This is a genomic window from Kordia sp. (assembly GCF_022447245.1).
Taxonomy (GTDB): domain Bacteria; phylum Bacteroidota; class Bacteroidia; order Flavobacteriales; family Flavobacteriaceae; genus Kordia.
Genome location: NZ_JAKVBC010000023.1, coordinates 30,586 through 49,828, shown reverse-complemented (window position 1 = coordinate 49,828; position 19,243 = coordinate 30,586). Strand labels below are relative to the sequence as shown.

Sequence of the window (19,243 nt, the reverse complement as noted above, 5' to 3'; positions counted from 1 at the left end):
GTAATTGTTGATTTATACCATTTATAACTTGAAATTACTGGTATTAGAATGAAAAACTTTCAATATTTTCTTCATCTTCTACAAGTTCATTGGTAAGCCAAAGCACATTTTCCAGTTTTTCTTTAATGGCTTCAATGGTTGGCGTTTCGTACAGTCCTGTAATTTCAAAGTGTACATTATATTCTTTCTGAATACGCCCAATTAACTGAATGGCTTTTAAACTGTTACCGCCAATTTCGAAGAACGAATCTTTGATTCCGATGCGTTCTCTTTTGAGGATTTCACTCCATAAGGCAGCGAGTCTTTCTTCCATTTCGTCTCTTGGCGCAACATATTCTACTGAGAGTAGCTGCGTACCTTCGAGTTGTAATAGCTGTTTTTTGTCAATTTTTCCATTAATAGTCAATGGCATTGCTTCTAGTTGCACATAGCCATCTGGAATCATATATGCTGGTAGCTTTTGCTGTAATTCTTGTCGTAATTCAGAAAGCGTTTCTTCTTGGGTAGAAGTGAAATACACCACTAGTTTTTTGCCTCCATCAGCATCTTCAACTACCATAGCGGTAGCTTCGTTGATGGTTTCTCTTTCTAGTAATCGATGCTCTACTTCTCCTAATTCTATTCTGTGACCTCTTATTTTTACTTGATCGTCTTTACGTCCGTGGAATTCTAATTGTCCGTTTGACAACCATTTTCCTAAATCCCCAGTTTTGTATAACAACTGATCTTCTTTGAATGGATGTGGTATGAAACGTTCTTTTGTCAATTCTGGACGATTTAAATATCCTTTTGCCAATCCTGCACCACCGATACATATTTCTCCAACAGTTCCCATTGGTTGTAATTGATTGACATCATTTAAAAGATAAATAGACGCGTTGGCGATTGGCATTCCAGAGGTAATGTTTTCTGATGAGAAATCGTCAATGCTTTCAATATAATGCGTTGTCGCATATACACTGGCTTCTGTAGGTCCATACGCATTGTAATACTTTCCGCTTCGCAACTCTAAAAATGCTTTGACATCTTCAATAATTGGTGCTTCTCCACCTGTAAATAATGTTTTTAGACCTCTTAGTTTTGAGATGTCCATTAAGTTTAGATATGCTGGTGGTAATAGCGTAATGTCAATTTGTTGTTCTTCGATGTATGTTGCTAATGCTTCTGGATTTTTTCGCAATGCATCTTGGATTACAAATAATGTCGATCCAGAAAGCAATGATGTAAAGCTTTCCCAAATAGAAGCATCAAAAGAGAAGGATGCAAATTGTAACATATTTTGTCCTTCATCCATTCCAAGTGTCTTGATTTCAGTAAGAATCGTGTTTAAAATAGCACGATCTTGAATCATCACTCCTTTTGGCTTTCCTGTAGATCCTGATGTATAAATGATATACATGGTATCTTCTGGAACTCTTTGATGTGCAACAGCTGCTGTATTGTTTATTTCTCTATTTGCAACGAATTCTTCAAGAACTTCTTCCGTAATCATAAGTTTACAGTTGCTATCTTCTTGAATGTATGCGATTCTCGATTCAGGATATTCAATATCAATCGGAACATAGGTTGCACCTGATTTTAAGGTTGCTAAGATTGCTACGACAACCCATTCGCTACGATCCAATTGAACTCCGATGACATCGTTTCTAGTGGCTCCATATTCATGAATTAAGAAGTGTGCCAATGCATTTGATAGCTTGTCCAACTGCGCATATGTAAGTGATCTTTCTTCAAATACGACTGCCTCCACGTTTGGCGTTTTTTGTACTTGTGCTTCAAAGAGACTTGTAAATGTTGGATTGCTTGGTATTTCTTGTACTTCGCCTTCTGCAAATGCAAGTAGCCTTGCACGTTCATCTTCAGAGAAAATACGTTCTGTATTGACTGCTTCTTGATCGTTTTCTAAGTAATTCGCCAAGAAGTTTTCAAAATACGCTGCAATGTCTTCAATGCTATGACCTGATTTGAAAGCACGACTTTGTGTCAATGAGATCGCTATATTTTTGGTAAATCGCTCCAGTGTGAAATCTAGGTATGTATTTGTTCTTTCAAAATCACCAAAAACAAAGTCTGTTACTTCACGTTGTGCTTGCTGTGTTTTGAATTCTTCATTGTTGTGTAATTCGTCCAGTACATGGAAATTGATATAGTTGAATAGAATGTCGAAGAATGGATTTCCTTGCGAATTTTCTCCAACTAAATCTGCGATTTCATTGAGAGGAAAACGATCTTTCCCTTTTAATATATTCAATTCGTTTTCAATATCTTGTATGTATTGCAACCACGATTTTCCTTGTGTATTCATAAAGTCAAATCGGAACGGAATTGAGTTTAAGAAACAACCTAATAATTTGTCTCCATCTTCTACAATTGGACGCCTGTGCGCCACCAATCCGATGGTTGTATCAGCGTTCCCAGACAATGCAGATAAGGCATATAGATACGCACTTAAGAACAATGCCTTTGGCGTGATTTGATCTTGTTCACATTTTTCAATGATTCTTGACGTATATGCTTCTGGATATATTTTTTCATATTTCGCATCAAAGTATGCTTCGCTTAATACTTCTAAACGCTTGTAGTCTTCCATTTTCTGTTGCCAGAAGATGCTGTTTTCTTCTCTTCGCAATTCGATCATGTCTGACACTACGCTGTCTTTGATACTACATGTTAATGCTGCTGGCACATACGTGCTATCTTTGCTTACCTGATCGTAAGTTTCAAATAATTCTACTTTAAAGTTATTTTGTCCCCAACCATCAATCATCGCATGGTGGAATTGCAATACGAATATGATGTCTGACGCTCCAATTTGGAAGATATTGATTCTCCATATTGGCGCTTTTGACGTATCAAAAGGATGCTCCTTACGTTCCGTCACCATGAAGTTTTCAATATAAGCTTCTTTCGCTTCTTTGCCTAACGCACTGATATCTTCGTATCCGATATTTACAGGTACATTTTTGTGAATGATTTGTACTTGGTGATCGTATTCGTATAAGTGATACGATGTTCGCAAGGTTTCATGCTTTTGCACCATCAATTCCATGGTACGTGTCAAGGTTGGCATATCAATCGCTCCTAATTGGAATAAGAACTGATCGTGGTATACACCAAATTCTCCTTTGTCATTTCTGAGTTGGCTTGTTAAGACCATTCCCATTTGCACATCACTGATTGGATATACATTTTCTACATTTTCAGGTGTTGGATGTTTTGCCAATACTGCAGCTGCAATTGCTTCAATTTCCGCTTCAACGGCTGCTTTTTCAGTATTGGTTGCTTGTCCTGTACTTTCTATTTCTGCAATGAATGTCGATACACCTTCAATGGTTGGATTTTCGTAGAATGTCGCTACTGGAATTTCAATTCCAAATTCTTTGTTGATGGCACTGATGCAACGAATCATTCGGATAGAATCTCCTCCAATATGGAAGTAATCATCGCGAATACTTACCGCATCAAGATCTAAGTCTTTTTGCCAGATTTCAGCAACTTTCTCTTCGATTTCATTTTGTGGCGCGATGTATTCTGAACCTGTTTCAAGTTGAATGTCTTTTAGGCTAAGTAATGCATCTTTATCCACTTTTCCGTTTACCGTTAATGGCATACGATCTACAGGCACAAAGTGTGCAGGAATCATGTATGCTGGTAAACTTTCACCTAAGAATTTACGAATGTTGATAGCTGTTTCTTCTTTTTCTTCAAATACGACATACGCAATCAATTGCTTTTCGCCGTTTTCCATTGTATGTGTTAATACAACTGTTTCCTGAATGCTTTCTTTGTTGAGTAATTGTTGTTCAATTTCTCCTAACTCAATTCGGTAACCTCGTATTTTTACTTGATCGTCTTTTCTACCTAAATATGCTAGGTTTCCATCCGCTAACCACGTTCCCACATCGCCTGTTTTGTATAAACGTTGTCCTTTTATGAATGGATGTGGAATGAATTTTTCTGCGGTTAATTCCTCGCGATTTAAGTAGCCTTTTGCCAATCCTTCGCCACCTACACAAATTTCTCCTGAAACTCCGTTTGGTACGAGTTGATTGTTACGGTTTAAAACAAATATTTCTGTGTTCTGAATCGCTTTTCCGATTGTAATGTTATCTTTTGAATCCACTTCAAAAACCATACAACCGACAGTCGCTTCTGTTGGACCGTATTCGTTATAGATTTTCATGTTTGGATTGATGCTTCTCAGCGTTTCCACATGATGTGGCAATAAAGCATCTCCACCTACAACCGCAACAGCAACTTTACTTTCTTGAATATCTAATTCTTTCAATAATGCAATGTGTGCAGGTGTTAATTTGATACAAGAAATTCCACTGTTCAAGTAATTTTTTAATGTCTGCGAAATATCTCCTTGATTGTAAATGTGAAGCGTTCCACCGTTTAAAATTGGTAAGAATAAGCTTGTTACCGTTAGGTCGAATGACAATGATGTGTACAATCCGAAGTCAACATTTTCTAAGTTGTTTTCGGTTAGATATTGCTTTGTTCCCCAATCTAAATAGTTTGCCAACGCACCGTGCTGAATCATAACACCTTTTGGTTTTCCTGTAGATCCTGAAGTATAAATCATATACGCCAAAGTATCTTCTGTGATTCCAGTTGCTTCAAACGTTGTTGCGAATGCTTCTGCTTCAAAGTCAATGTCTACCGTAAGCATGTTTCCGTCAAAATCGAACATATCAAACATGTAATTTGACTCTGTAATTAACAAACTTAAATTCGCATCGCTTAGGATATGCTCCTCACGAGAAGAACCATACGCTGGATCAATTGGCACATACGCAGCTCCTGTTTTTAGGATGGCTAAGATTGAAATGAGTACCCAATTGCTTCTGTCTAATTTGATTCCGACAACATCGCCATTTTGAATGCCATGCTCGTTTACCAAACAGTTTGCCAATTGATTGGATGCTGCTTCTAGTTGTGCGTACGTCAACGTTTCTCCGTTAAACGAAACGGCTACTTGCTCAGGTGTTTTTGCGACTTGTGCTTTGAAACGATCTAATAGTAATGTTTCATCTTTAGAGATAGTTGCATTGTTGACTGTATCTAAAAGTACTGCCGTGTTCTTCTTTTGTTAGGTATTCTAAATCGCCTATCGTTTCGCTTTTAACTACCGCTTCTAACAATGTATCTAAATGTCCTTTCATCATTGCGATGATTTCATTTGATAGAATTTCAGAGTTGTATTCGTACTCAATATACATTAAGGTTTCTGCGACGTGACGAATTGAAATGGTTAATACATAATTGTTTTGCTGTTTGGTTTCTAGATTGTTGATCAATACATCAGATTCTGCTTCTTCAATAGCATCTAACGGATAGTTTTCAAACACTAATAAACTGTCAAACAATTCCCTTCCAATATTGCTTTGCTTTTGAATTTCAACGAGTGACGAGTATCCGTATTCTTCTCTCGAAATTGCGTAGTTGCTTTGAATGTCGGTCAACCAAGATACGATGTTAGTTTCTGGCTGTACGGAAGCACATAACGGAATGGTATTGATATAGATTCCCAATCGTTTTTCAATATCTTTTATTTCGGTAGGTCTTCCAGAGATTACTGTACCAAATACAACCGTTTCATTGTTGGTATATTGTGACAATAAGTATGCCCATATTCCTTGAATTACGGTGTTGATCGTTATGCGATTTCGCTTCGCAAAGACTTCTAATGCCATTACAGATTCTTTTCCTTTTGACAATACTGATTTTGTATTTCCGAAGGTTTTGTTCAGATTTTTAGCAGTATCTGCAAATGGTAAAATACTAGGTGATGTAAGCGTGCTGAGTTGATTTTTCCAGTAACGAACAACTTCTGCATCATTTTTGGCAGAAATGTGTGTGATGTAGTCTTTGTAATTGTCAATTTCACCGATGGTAATGGTTTTGCCCGCGATTAATGTTTGGTAATTTTCTAGGTATTCTCCGAAGATTAATGGCGTTGACCAACCATCCGAAATGATGTGATGTATTGCAAAGATCAATTTGGTACAGTTAGCTGATTGTTTGATCAGTGTAATTCTGAATGATGGCGCTTTGTCCAAATCAAATGCCGTATTTGCATCTGTATGTTTGTATGCTTGTACCGCTTCTTCAATGTCATCTTTCTGGGTATAATCGAGGACAGTTATTGGCAGCGGCACACTTTTTTGTACACATTGCACAGGGATAGTAAGGCCTTCCAAGTGAAAAGACGTCCTTAAAATGCCGTGTTTTTGAATGACTTTTTTCCATGCTTCTTTAAAGTTTTCTATATCTAATTCGCCTGTAATATCGAAACAGATTTGGTTGATGTATGCGTTTGAGTTTTTGTTGAGTAAGCTGTAAAACAGGATTCCTTCCTGCATTGGACTTAATCTGTAGATATCTTCAATGTTTTCTGCTTGCTTTGTTGCTTTGAATGCTCTTAAATCTTCGTAAGGTAACAATCCGTTTAGTCCATAATCCGCTGGTGTGGCTACTGTTTTTGTGATGGATTTGCAGTAGTTTATGATTGTTTCTAAGGCATTGATATAGTTTTCTGCAACTGTTGCAATGCTTTCTTCGGCAAAGCGATTGGTATCATAATTCCAGCGTAAGCTCAAACTGCCGTTAGAGATGACACTGTTGATGGTAATTCTTCCATCATATTCATTTTGAGGATGAATGTCTTCTCCTTTTCCTTCATTGGTGAAGTTGAATAGTGTCGCCGTTTCCGAATTTCCCTGACCTGCTTGCCCTAAGTAATTGAATACTACTTGTTCGATATTTGCCTGTAAGCTTTCTCTTTTGCTTTCGTCAGCAGCTAAATAGCGTAAAGCGCCATATCCGATTCCTTTGTTTGGAATGGCTTTTAAGTTTTCTTTTGCCTGTACAATAGTAGCTTCTATATCATCTTGAAAATTTTCAAGCAATACCGGATAGAGTGATGTAAACCATCCTACTGTTTCTGTGATGTCTACATCCTCAAACAATTCTTCTCTTCCATGACCTTCCAAACCGATAACTAAGTTGTCCCGGTTTGTCCATTTTGCAAAAGACATTGCCAATGCTGCCAACAATAGATCGTTGATTTCTGTAGAAAATGCTTGATTGCTTTCTCTCAGTAAACTTGTTGTGAGTTCTTGAGACAATTGTACACTGTAAGCGCCTACTTCTTGATAGGTTGTTTTTCCGTCAAACGCAGTGTCTTGAGGTAAAGCTTCAATTTTTTCTGTGATTGCTTTCCAATACGCGAATTCTTCTTGAAGACGATCGCTATTTGCATAGTCCACTAAATGTTCTTGCCATTGTCTGAATGAAGTTGTTTTTTCTCCAATAGAAACTGCTTCTCCTTTTGTTACTTTTTGCAAGTTTGCAGTTAGATCATCTGCAATAATTCTCCAAGAAACACCATCAATTACTAAGTGATGCGCTACAATGAATACACGATTTGCTGCTTCGCTTTCTGGCGTGTTGATGAGCAAAAATTTTGCAATTACGCCATCGTAAATGTTTAATTTTTCTTGGTAAGCAGCACAGATTTCTGTTACCGCGGCTCCTACAGTTGCTGTTTCAGTGATCGTTTCTACTGCTACTTCAGGAATTGCTGTTTCGTATACACCAACAAACTGATCTTCCACACGCTCATATCGAGTGCGAAGGATATCGTGCTTTTTGTATATTCCTGCTACTGCCTCATTGAGTTGTGCTTTGGTAATGCTTTTTGGCAAGGTCAATAATAAAGATTGATTGTATTGGTTTTGCTTGCTGTATCCTTTTTCAAAGAATGCTGTTTGAATTGGCAACAAGCCGAAGTTTCCTTCTAAGATTCCTTGCTCGTTAATGATTTCAATATTATGATTTACTTTGGTTGCTAATTCATCAATTGTTTGAAACTCAAATACATCTTTTACTTTTAGTGTAATTCCTTGTCTTTTTGCTTTACTTATGAATTGAATCGCAATGATAGAATCACCACCTAAAGAAAAGAAGTTATCATAGATTCCTACTTTTTCTACACCCAAAACATCTTGCCAAATTGAAACAAGCGCTTCTTCTTTTGCATTACGAGGTGCTACATAGTTTGTACCGATTGCAGTAGCATCTAACGCGGGTAATGCTTTGTAATTTACTTTTCCATTGATTGTTAGTGGAATGCTTTCTAACTGTAAGAAGTCAACAGGAATCATGTATGCTGGCAAACTTGCTTTTAATTGCTGCTTGATGGCTTGTTTTTCAATTGGTTTTTCTGAAACTATATATCCTACAAGACGTTTGTTATCTAATGATTTATCAACTACCATTACTGCTTGTTGCACAGTTTCAAGTTGCTCAAGTGCATTGATCACTTCTCCCAATTCAATACGATATCCATTGATTTTTACTTGATTGTCAATTCTGCCAACATAATCAATATTTCCGCTAGCATCCCATTTTGCGACATCTCCTGTTTTGTATATAAGTTCGTCTGCATTGAAAGGATTTTGTATGAACTTCTCAGCAGTCAATTCTGGTTTGTTGACATATCCTCTTGCCAATCCTTTTCCTCCAATATACATTTCGCCTTCTACACCTTGTGCGACTAAGTTTTTGTCTGCATCTAAAATGTAGATTTGAGTATTCGCAATTGGCGTTCCAATCACGATGTTTTCATCTACAGTTTCGATTTCGCGTACCACACAACCAACAGTTGCTTCTGTTGGTCCATATTCGTTGTAGATTTTCATTTCAGGATTTAACGAACGTAAAATTTCTACATGTTGGTTTTGCATGGCTTCTCCACCAACCACTGCCATTTGCACGGTTGTTTGTAATCCTTCTGTACCTTTTAAAAGACTGATGTGTGCAGGTGTTAGTTTGATACATGAAATACCACTTTCAAAGTATTTTAATAAGGTTTCGAGTACGCTTTGCTCTTTTTTCATAATATGTAACGTGTCTCCACTTACAAGCGGCAAAAACATACTTGTGATCGTTAAGTCAAAAGAAATTGACGTAAAGAGTCCAAAATCAAAGTTTTGTAAGTTCTCTGTATTGTAGGTCGCTTTCGCCCAGTGAACATAATTTGCAAATGAAGCATGCGCAATCATTACACCTTTTGGTTTTCCTGTGGTTCCTGAAGTGTAAATACAATATGCCAACTCTGCTTCGGTTACAGTTACATTTGGTGCAGTTGTCGGATAGGTTTCATAGTCAGATCCTTCTAAATTAATTACCTTCGCATTTTCGAAAAATTCAGCGTACTCCAAAGTAGATACTACATAAGTTGCGTTGGTATCTTCTAAAATATAATCCATTCTCTCTTGCGGATAGGCTGGATCTACAGGTACATACGCATTTCCAGATTTTATGATTCCCCAGATTCCGATCATCATTTCAAAAGAACGATCTACACAGATTGGAATTAGCGTATTGCTTATATTTTTGGAAGCGATATAATTGGCTAATTGATTCGATTTTTCATCTAATTCTTTATAAGTCAAACACTCATCTTCAAAACGCAACGCTATTTGGTTTGGATTTTCAGCAACGCGCTGTGCAAATAATTCTAACACCGTTTTTGCTTCGTCATATACGACATCTGTATCGTTGAATGCTTCTAAAACAGCTACTTCAGCCGGTTGTAACATATTCAACCTTCCAATTTTTTCAGTTGGAACTTCCGTTACTGCTTGCATAATGCTTTTGAAGTGTTGCAAGAAGTTTTTCATCATCTCACCTTCGTACACATCTGCATTGTAGATTACAGCTAGGTAGATATAACCATCTACTTCTTTGAAGTTTAATTCCAAGTCAAACTTACTTTGTGCTGAACCGTATTCCATGATTACATCTACTTCGTCTTCATTAACTTGAAGATTTACCGTACTGTTATCAAAGTTGTGCATCGTTACCATCACATCAAAAATGGCATTTCTACTCACGTCTCTTTTGATGTCCAAATCCTGAATCAGTTGGTTGAATGGATAGTTTTGGTGTGCATACGCCTCTAAGGTATTTTTACGAACATTGGCAAAAATATCTGCAAAAGACTGCGCTGATGTAAGTTGATTGCGCAATGCTAGGGTATTTACATAAAACCCGATTTGATCTTCCAAATCGACGTTGTCTCTTCCTGCAATCGGCGTTCCTACGATGAAGTCTTTTTGATTGGTATATCTGTAGAATAATACGTTTAACACAGCCACCAATCCCATGAAAAGACTTCCGTTTTCTTGCTGACAAAACGCAGTAAATTTTTGTGCAATTTCTTTGTCGATATACGTTGCTAAGTTTTGCCCGTTGGTGGTTTGTACAGTTGGGCGCTTTTTGGTAGATGGAAGATTTAGTGTTGGTAATTCTCCCGCTAATTGATCTAACCAGAATGTTTTGTCTGCTTTTGACGCTTCACTTTCCAATTGCGCTAATTGCCATACTGCGTAGTCTTTGTACTGAATGCGCAATTCTGGCAATACTACTTCTTCTCCACTTTGAATGGCCGTGTACGCCATCATAATGTTTTTGGCTAAATTGTCCATAGATACACCGTCGCTGATGATGTGATGCATATTGTAGTAGAACACAAATTGATCATCTGCCACCTGCAGCATGGACGCACGCAATAACGGACCATTTTCGAAATCGAATGGTTTTACCGAATCTTCTTGGATGTAGTTGCTTACTTTTTCTTGCTGTGTTGCTGCATCTAAACCTCTGAAATCTTTGTGTGAGATTGTGAAGTTTATGTCTTCTGCAGCTAAAATCCACTGTCTTGCTTCGTCATTTTCATCCACGCGAAATACCGTTCTTAAAATCTCGTGGTGTGCAATTGTAGCATTGATGGCACGTTCGAAGTTTTTAAGATTGTAAGAGCCGTCAAGCGTTGTTTGTCCCGCCATATTGTACGCAACGGCACCTGGATCGACTTGGTGTAGAATCCACAATCTTTTTTGTGCAGAAGACAACGGATAGGAAACACTTGTTGCTGCTTTTTCAATACGATCATCTGCCGCGCCATCTTCTTGAGAAAGATACGCGATCAATGCTTCTTTATTCGCTTTGATTTGTGAAAGCAAGTCTTGTGGTAGTTGTTTCCCATCAAATTTTACTTTCAAGTTTCCGCTTTCTACGGAAAGGTGAATGTTATTTGCTACTAATGTTTTAACTAATTTGTACATGGTGGTGGTTGTATTTTTATAATATAATTTCGCTTTCAAATTCTTTTTCAGAATTCATTTCTTCTTTGAGAGATTGTAGAGAGATCAATGCATCTAGTTGTTCTGCTACTTCTGCAATGGTTGCAGATTCAAAGAAGTCTTTGAGCTGTAATTTTACCTCGAATGTTTTTTGAATGTGATTGATGACTGTCATCGCTCTTAAGCTGTTTCCTCCGATAAGGAAGAAATTGTCATCCACTCCAATTTGTTCTCTTTTTAAGATGTCTTCCCAAAGTCCTACGAGTGTGCGTTCTGTTTCGGTAGAAGCCTCTCTGTATTCAGCACCTGTTCCTAAACTCATTCCATATGGTTCAGGCAATGCTTTTCTATCTACTTTTCCATTGATGGTTAATGGGAAGCTTACTAATTGTACATAATGCGCTGGCAACATGTACTCTGGAATTCGTGTTCCTAAGAATTCTTGAATGGTTCCTGCGTTGAGTGCTTCTTTGGCACGAACATAGGCTACAATTTCTTTTTCTTGTGCTTCGTTTTCGCGAATGATGACTACTGCTTCATCAATTAATTCAGATTGTGAGAGACAGTCTTCTATTTCAGCCAATTCAATGCGATAGCCTCTTATTTTGACTTGATCGTCAATTCTACCTAAGAATTCAACTTCGCCATCTGCTGTCCAGCGTGCTAAATCGCCTGTTCTGTAGTAACGACCAGATTCACCTAACAGTTCGTCTTGGAATTTCTCTCTAGTTTTTTCTTCTCTATTGAGATAGCCTTTACTGATGCTTTCTCCCGAAAGGATTAATTCACCAGTAGCGCCAATTTCACAAGCTTCATTTTGATCGTTTACAATAGCAACTGACATGTTTGCGATTGGTGTTCCAATGCGAATCTTTTCGTCCGCTTCCACTATTTTTGTAATACAACCTACCGTAGCTTCTGTTGGACCATACTCGTTGAATATGGTAATCTCAGAGCTAATGCCTTTTACGATGTTTACTTGTTGTGGAGTCAATTGTTCGCCTCCGCAGATAAGCACTCTGATCGCTGTGTTTTGGATGTCTAATTCTGCCAATAACGATAAGTGTGCTGGTGTTAGTTTTAATGTATCTACTGTAGAATCTTCGAAGTTTTTCTTTAACAATTCAGCAATATGCGCGCCTTCTTTTTCAATAGTCAATCGCTTTCCTCTAGTCAAACTCGTGAAGATAGATGTGACACTTAAATCAAACGAGACTGCTGTAAAGAATCCCCAATTTCCATAAGCTTCATTTTCAAAATAGTATTGATTTGCCCAAGAAACATAGTTCAGTAGATTTTTATGTGAGATCAAACAACCTTTTGGGTTTCCGGTTGATCCGCTCGTGTAAATACAATATGCTGTGTCTGTATTTTGTATGTTGGTTTCAAAAGTCGCCGATTCGCCTTTGTAGGTTTCTTCCAAAGTCGGATTGAAGATCGCTACTTGCATTGCTTCATCGCTCATTTTTACATCAACGTCTGTCAATAATAGGTTGCAAGCTGTATCTTCTAAGATGAATCGGATTCTTTCTAATGGATATTCTCTGCTGATTGGCACATAGTACGCACCAATTTTTAAGACACTTAGTAAGCTTACCACAAAGGTTTCTGATCTTTCTAATAAGAGGCAAACTGCGTCTCCTTTGGAAACATTGTATTCGTTTACTAAGTAATTGGCTAGTTTGTTTACTTTTTCTTGTAATTCGCCATAGCTGTATTGAACAACATCATAAGCAAGCGCAATCGCTTCTGGATTTTTCGCTGCTTGTGCATCAATCAAATCTGTGATGGCATTGTAGCTTTCAAAACCTTGTGAAGTATTGTTTGCTGCTTCAATAATGTTTCTTTCAATCTCGCTTAATTCACGTGAAGCATTTACTTTTATTGTACTTGTAAAGTTCTTTTTTAGTTGCGCTTCCATAACAGCGATATCGCTTACTGTGTAGTAGCTTGTATCAAAGTAAGCATCTACTACAATTTTATCAGTAAATACTACGCAGCTTATTTTTAATCTGAATCTGTTTTGCACAGAATACACATCCGAAATACTTGCAGAATCGCCTGCTGTAATACATTCAAACGAGTAGTTGAAGCATTGCGATTCGTCCTTTTTGATTGTGTAATAGTCTGACCAATTCGTGATTTGCGCTACTTGACTTTGAATGGTATTGAGTGCCGTATTTTCAAGTATGGAAGTAGTATTTAGTACCAAAGGAAGTGTTTTGTTTACACATCCCAATGTATTTTTAAGCTCATCATAGGTACGATCGTTTTGTACATAACCAAGCGTTATGTTTTCTTTGGTAAAGGTTCCTAAAAATGAAAGATACTGGAATAACAATCCGTCTGACAATGTTCCGTTTTTATCAGTACATACCGCTTCTAATTGTCTTTTCGCATCTCCTTCAATCACTGCAATTTGTCTTCTTTCTGGAGTAAATGTTCTTGTCGTAGCATTTCCAAAAGGAATGATTGTTTTTCCTTTTTCATCTGCATAGGTTCTCCAAAATGAAGCCGCATCATCTTCTGGATTTTTGATGAGATCATTTTGCCAAGCTGCATAGTTGATGTATGGAATGGCATCTGCATCTGCAGCAGCGTTTTCAGTAGTATTTAAAAGTGCAGTCATTCGTTCTGCCAAAGACAATAAGCTATACGTATCGCCCCAAAGACTAAACAATCGGATGTGAATTGTTTGTACAAAGTCGTTTTGCATGGAGAAACAAAAACGTACTGCTGCATTTTCAGTAGGTTGAAAAGGGGCAGCTAAATAGTTTTCGATATCGCTTTCAGCTGTAGCTGAATTTCCATCTACTTCTTTGTAATCAATAGTATCTTGATTGTATTGAAATTGAATTGGATAGTAATATTGATCGTTTTTATGCGCTCTGAACGTGAATACTTCATGCGCGTTGAATACAGAGCGAATTGCTTGTAACACATCTGCTGAAGTCTGGTTTCCTTGCAACGAAACTACCATTTGGTTGAAGAATGTAGAAAACTGTTCTTTTGCTACATTCCACAAGCGTTTCTGATTATCAGAGAACTCATATCCATTTATGTTATCTGTGACATTTGAAGCCATAATGTTTTTATATTTTTTGGTTTTGTGTGATTGCTTATTACTACTTACTTTTTTATGACATGGACACAATGATTTTGCGCTCTCCTTTGTATGAGTTTCTTCCATGCGACGCGAACATATTGTCTAAGAATAATACGTCTCCTTCTTCCCAAGGAAACATTACAGTTGACTTTTTGTAAGCGGTTTTTATTTCTTCGATTTCTTCTTTGGATATTGGTGTTCCGTCTCCAAAGAATGTATTGTTTGGTAATTGATCGTCGTTTTCTACAGCGTTCAAAATAGAGTCTGGCAACATGTACTTGTTGAAGAATAAACTGTGATTGAACCATGCCAATTCACCAGTTACTGGATGTTCCCAAATGGCTTTTTTCGTCCAAGTAAGCACCAATTCTTTGTCACTTACCCAGGTAAAGTCCATTCCGTTCTTTTTGCACTCTGCTTCTACTACAGCTTTGTCTTCTGTTTGGAATACTTCTTCCCAACCAAGTCCCATAAAGCTGTTGAGATATCTTCTGTACTGCACGCCTTTTTCCATGAACTTTTGTTTCAATTCATCGCTCATGTGTTGTAGAATCAATCGGTTGTCTGCAATTGGTGTTTCTCCTCTTTCTTCTGCAGCAATGATGCAGCAAAACACGATGCGACTTGGATGTGTTGGCGCATACGAACTTTCACTGTGCATATTGATGATTTCATCTGGCGGATAGGTTGTAGAAACGTATACATTGTTTGTGATTTCAAATCGCGGTGAGGAACGAAATGCATAGTCTAAAAGTTCGTTTGGAAATTTGTCCATCAAACTTTGGAATTTTTCTACCGTATCAATTCCAAAACCTCTACATAAAATTCCGCCGTGTTTGCGTAATTTTTCTTCGAAATCTGTTCTGTTATCTACCATCCATTTTTCAAGGATGACATCGCTCATGGCAGATTCTAACACTAATGGAAAATTCAATCCATTATCTAGAAATGAAGTCTTTACTACATCTGCGCTCATGGTCTGCACAGCGCCCATATTTCTTAATTTTAATAATTGATTTTTCATATTGTGTTGGCTTTAATGCTTTTAAGTTTTAAAAGGTTGTTCTTTTTGAATTGTTTGATTGCTTTTGTCTCGTATGTTACATTTTGAATGCTTTCGTTGGTATTGGAAAGCAATTCAGCGAGTAATTGTTCGTAATTACGCAGCATGCGTTTCATTAGGCTCATGTCAAAAAGATCGCTATCGTAATTGATTTCTAGATAGAGTTGATTGCCGACTTCCATTCCGTTGATGAGCAAATCGATTTTTGCTTTTACAAATCCTAAGTCAATCACCTCATTTGAAAATGCCTGAACTGAGTCGCGTTCTTCGATATTGTGATAAGAAAACATAATATCGTAGAGTGGATTTCGATTGCGTTCTGTTTGTAAGCCTATGTCTTCGATGATGGCATCAAACGGATACATTTGATGATCGTAACTTTCGAGTGTATTGCGTTTTACTTTTTGGAATACCGTGTTAAAGTCATCATTTGGATTGATGTTATTTCGCAATGCTAGCGTGTTCATGTAGAATCCAATTTGATTTTTTAAATCGTCGTGTTCTCTTCCCACAACTGGCGAGCCGATGATGATGTCTGTTTCTTTGGTGTATTTATGTAGCAATACATTCCAAACGGAAAGCATTCCCATAAATAAGCTTCCTTCGTTTTCGTTGCAGAAATCTTTTAACTTGTTGCTGTTTTCTTCTGATAGATACATCCCAAGTGCATAGCCTGCATACGAGCGTGTCATTGGACGTTTTTTCTGTTCAGGAAATTCTATTTGTGGAATTCTTCCTGAGAATTGTTTCGTCCAGTAGGTTTGATGTCTTTGGTATTTTCCAGAAGCTACTTGCTGATTTTCCCAGTGTACATAGTCTTTGTATTGAATGTTTAATGCTGGCATTTCCGCTTCGCTTCCGCTTTGATATGCTTCATAGTAACGCATTACATCTTCTACCAATACTTTGGAAGACCAACCATCGCCGATAATGTGATGGATGTTGTAATAGAACACATAGTTTTCATCAGTTGTTCTGATGAACGTTGCTCTAAACAAAGGTCCGTTTTCCATGTCGAACATTTGGTGTGTGTCATGCGAAATGTATTCTTCTACTGCGCCTTGCACATCGTAGATTTGTCTAAAATCTAATTGTGTGATGTTGAAGTTGAGTTTTTCTGGTGATTGAATGACTTGTCTTAGTTCGCCACTTTCATCTACTCTGAAAACTGTTCGCAACGTTTCGTGTCTTGCAATGGTTGCATGTATAGCTTTTTCTAGATTGTTTATGTTGTAACTTCCGTCTAAATAAACTCTGTACGGCATGTTGTATGCGGAAGAAGCATTTGGTATTTGACTAACGATCCACAAACGTTTTTGTCCGTTAGATACTTCGTAACTTGTTGCTTCTGGCACTTTTTCAATTGCCACATATACATCGTTTTCCGCTGCTTCTATGATATTGGCATGTGCTTTTAGCGTAGCGTTTTCAAAGAATTCTTTAATTTTAACGTTTACCGAGAATTCTTTGTGATATTCGTTCTTTAAACGCATAAGCTTTAAGCTGTGTCCGCCTAATTCAAAGAAATGATCGTTTAATCCTACGTTGTCTACATTGAGTACTGCTGACCAAATTGCTGCTATTTTTTCTTGTAATTCCGTTTCTGGCGCTACGTATTCCGTTCCTTCGCTTTGTAAATACTGTGTTGGTTCCGGCAATGCTTTTTTGTCAATCTTTCCATTGGTTGTCAATGGGAAGTTAACCATGTGAATAATTGCCGCTGGCAACATGTATTTTGGTAACTTTTGCAGAATCGTTTCTTCTATCAGAGACTTTTCTACGGCAGTGTCGGCCAAATAATATAAAGCGATAAATTGTTTATCGGTATGCGCTACGGCTTTTGCGTTTTTGATGCCGTCAATTCCCGCCGTAATGTTTTCGATAGCGTCTAATTCTATTCTGTGCCCTGAGATTTTTACCTGATTGTCGTTACGTCCGACAAATTCCATCGTTCCATCTGGCATATAACGTCCTAAATCGCCCGTTTTGTAGACTCTTTCGCAGTTGGTTACACCTTCAATCGGTCCTTGCAAATACGCTTTTGCTGTACGCTCCGGATCGTTAAAGTATCCGCGTCCCACACATGGACCTGCTAGTAAGATTTCGCCTTGTACTCCAATTGGTACTTTGCGGAAATTTTCATCCACAATGTGTACTTCAAAGTGCTGAATTGGCTTGTCCATTACCGGAACTGAGTAACTTGTTGGCACTTCGTTCATGATGTAGTGCGACGTGTCGTCTGATACTTCTGTTGCTCCGTAGGTATTTACAATTGGAATTTGTGGATATAATGCCAACCAACGCGCCACCATTGATTTTGTTAAGGTTTCTGCGTTGAGAATTAAAATGGTAAACGCTAATTGAATATCTGCTTCTTGCTGCTCGATGTGATACAACATTTCCAACAGATACGATGGCACTAATTCTAAAATTGTGATTTGATCTGCTTCTAATCGTGATACAAATTCTTTGATATCAATGATCGTTTCATTGTCGTAAATCACACCAGTCGCTCCAATTACGATTGGTGCAAATAATTGCCACACAGAGATGTCAAAGGTATGTGGTGCATTTTGAGAAATAATACTATCACAAGTGATGCCCATTTCTGTGATTTTTGCGCCCATGTGATTCAACATTCCGATGTGTTCAATCATCACTCCTTTTGGTTTTCCTGTAGATCCACTGGTGTAGATTACGTATGCCAAATCGTTGTCGTTAATTTGAACTTGTACAGCTTCTGTAGAATAACTTGCGATTGTTGCTGCCTCCTTTTTTAAGTGGATAACGGCAACGCCTGTATTTAGTCTTTCTAACTGCGCTACGACTGCTTCATCATCTGTAATAATCGCTTGAAACTGAGAGTTTTCAATGATTTGTACTACATTTTCATCTGGCAAAGTCGTTCCAACTGGCACATATGCGCTTCCTGCTTTCCAAATTCCAAGAATGGCTTCTACCATTGGGATGGAACGTGATAACATCACTCCAAAGAGCATGTCTTTTTGCGCATTGTATTGATCTAGCAAAAACGCCGCCATTTGATTGGAGCTTGCTGCTAATGCACCATATGAAATGGTTTGATCGTTGTGTTTGAAGGCAATTTTTGTACTGTTTGCGTTTGCTTGCTCATCAAACAATTCGAGTGTGTTTTTTTCTAATGAAAAGTACGATCTCGGTGTATTGATGTCTTCTAAAATAGCTTGCTCTGCTTCGCTGCTTCTACGTAAGTTTTTAATTGGTTCGTACGTATTGGCAAGTACATCGCTGAGTAAGGTGTTGAAGTTTTCTCCAAATAACTCCAGAACTTTCGGCGCAAACATTTCTCCTTTTAGTTGTATCCTCAAATATGGACGTTCCCCGTCTACTACAAATTGAAAGAGTGTTTGAACATTCGCCTCAAGTTCTGTCGCTATTTCTTTGGTGTTAACCACAAAACCAAATTGTGAGAGGGTATTCAGTGTATTTTTGTCTTCGACTAGTGCTGTGATTTCTTCCCAAGAAAGTACATAGCGTAATTGCTGTACCAGTACATTTTTTTGAGTTGAAAACAGTTGTTTGAAGTTTTCATCTGAATTGATCTTTGGCTGGACAAAAAAGATTTTTTCGCTGTTCTTAAATTGTTGGAATTGCTGAACTGGTGAAAGGAAAAAAGGGACTTCTTTGTAATCAATTAATAATTTACTTATGACATTTAAAAAGTAATTATAAATCAACACCTCTGAGTTATTACACAGTTTTTTTACTGCCGCAACATCAGAAGCATTTAGGTTTACCTTAAAACTAGTTTTGCCCTTTTCTCCTTTTAGTTGAACTCCTCCAAAGAAAGAAGATGCGTTGAGCTGTGCAATTTCTTGCATGTTTTTTGCCCAAAACTCTTCTGTCTTTGCCTTCTGTAAGATTCCCTCTCTGTTCATT

5 protein-coding genes are annotated in these 19,243 nt (G+C 37.7%); all 5 read right to left on the bottom strand.

Annotation, left to right across the window (positions count from 1 at the left end):
* Positions 1–43: 43 nt before the first annotated feature.
* The 5 genes from MK119_RS15500 to MK119_RS15480 are packed head-to-tail and all read right to left on the bottom strand — an operon-like array spanning position 44 to position 19,242.
* Positions 44–5,047, bottom strand: coding sequence for a non-ribosomal peptide synthetase (locus MK119_RS15500; protein WP_290680499.1), 5,004 nt, complete (start codon positions 5,045–5,047; stop codon positions 44–46).
* Positions 5,040–11,138, bottom strand: a complete 6,099-nt coding sequence (locus MK119_RS15495) for a non-ribosomal peptide synthetase (protein ID WP_290680432.1) — start codon at positions 11,136–11,138, stop codon at positions 5,040–5,042. The genes MK119_RS15500 and MK119_RS15495 overlap by 8 nt, the downstream gene beginning before the upstream one ends.
* Positions 11,139–11,154: 16 nt before the next feature.
* Positions 11,155–14,346, bottom strand: a complete 3,192-nt coding sequence (locus MK119_RS15490; protein WP_290680431.1) for a non-ribosomal peptide synthetase — start codon at positions 14,344–14,346, stop codon at positions 11,155–11,157.
* The gene (locus MK119_RS15485; protein WP_290680430.1) at positions 14,294–15,286 is read right to left on the bottom strand and encodes a TauD/TfdA family dioxygenase; all 993 of its coding nucleotides are present in this window, start codon (positions 15,284–15,286) and stop codon (positions 14,294–14,296) included. The genes MK119_RS15490 and MK119_RS15485 overlap by 53 nt, the downstream gene beginning before the upstream one ends.
* Positions 15,283–19,242 carry an amino acid adenylation domain-containing protein gene (locus tag MK119_RS15480; RefSeq protein WP_290680428.1) on the bottom strand — a complete coding sequence of 1,320 codons (3,960 nt, stop codon included), beginning with the start codon at positions 19,240–19,242 and terminating at the stop codon, positions 15,283–15,285. Before MK119_RS15480 ends, MK119_RS15485 begins: the two co-directional genes overlap by 4 nt.
* Position 19,243: the final 1 nt, after the last annotated feature.

Bases quoted from the DNA above. Each gene is read 5' to 3' on its own strand.
- MK119_RS15485 (WP_290680430.1), bottom strand. From the start codon at position 15,286: ATGAAAAATCAATTATTAAAATTAAGAAATATGGGCGCTGTGCAGACC.
- MK119_RS15495 (WP_290680432.1), bottom strand. From the start codon at position 11,138: ATGTACAAATTAGTTAAAACATTAGTAGCAAATAACATTCACCTTTCC.
- MK119_RS15490 (WP_290680431.1), bottom strand. From the start codon at position 14,346: ATGGAAGAAACTCATACAAAGGAGAGCGCAAAATCATTGTGTCCATGT.
- MK119_RS15480 (WP_290680428.1), bottom strand. From the start codon at position 19,242: ATGAACAGAGAGGGAATCTTACAGAAGGCAAAGACAGAAGAGTTTTGG.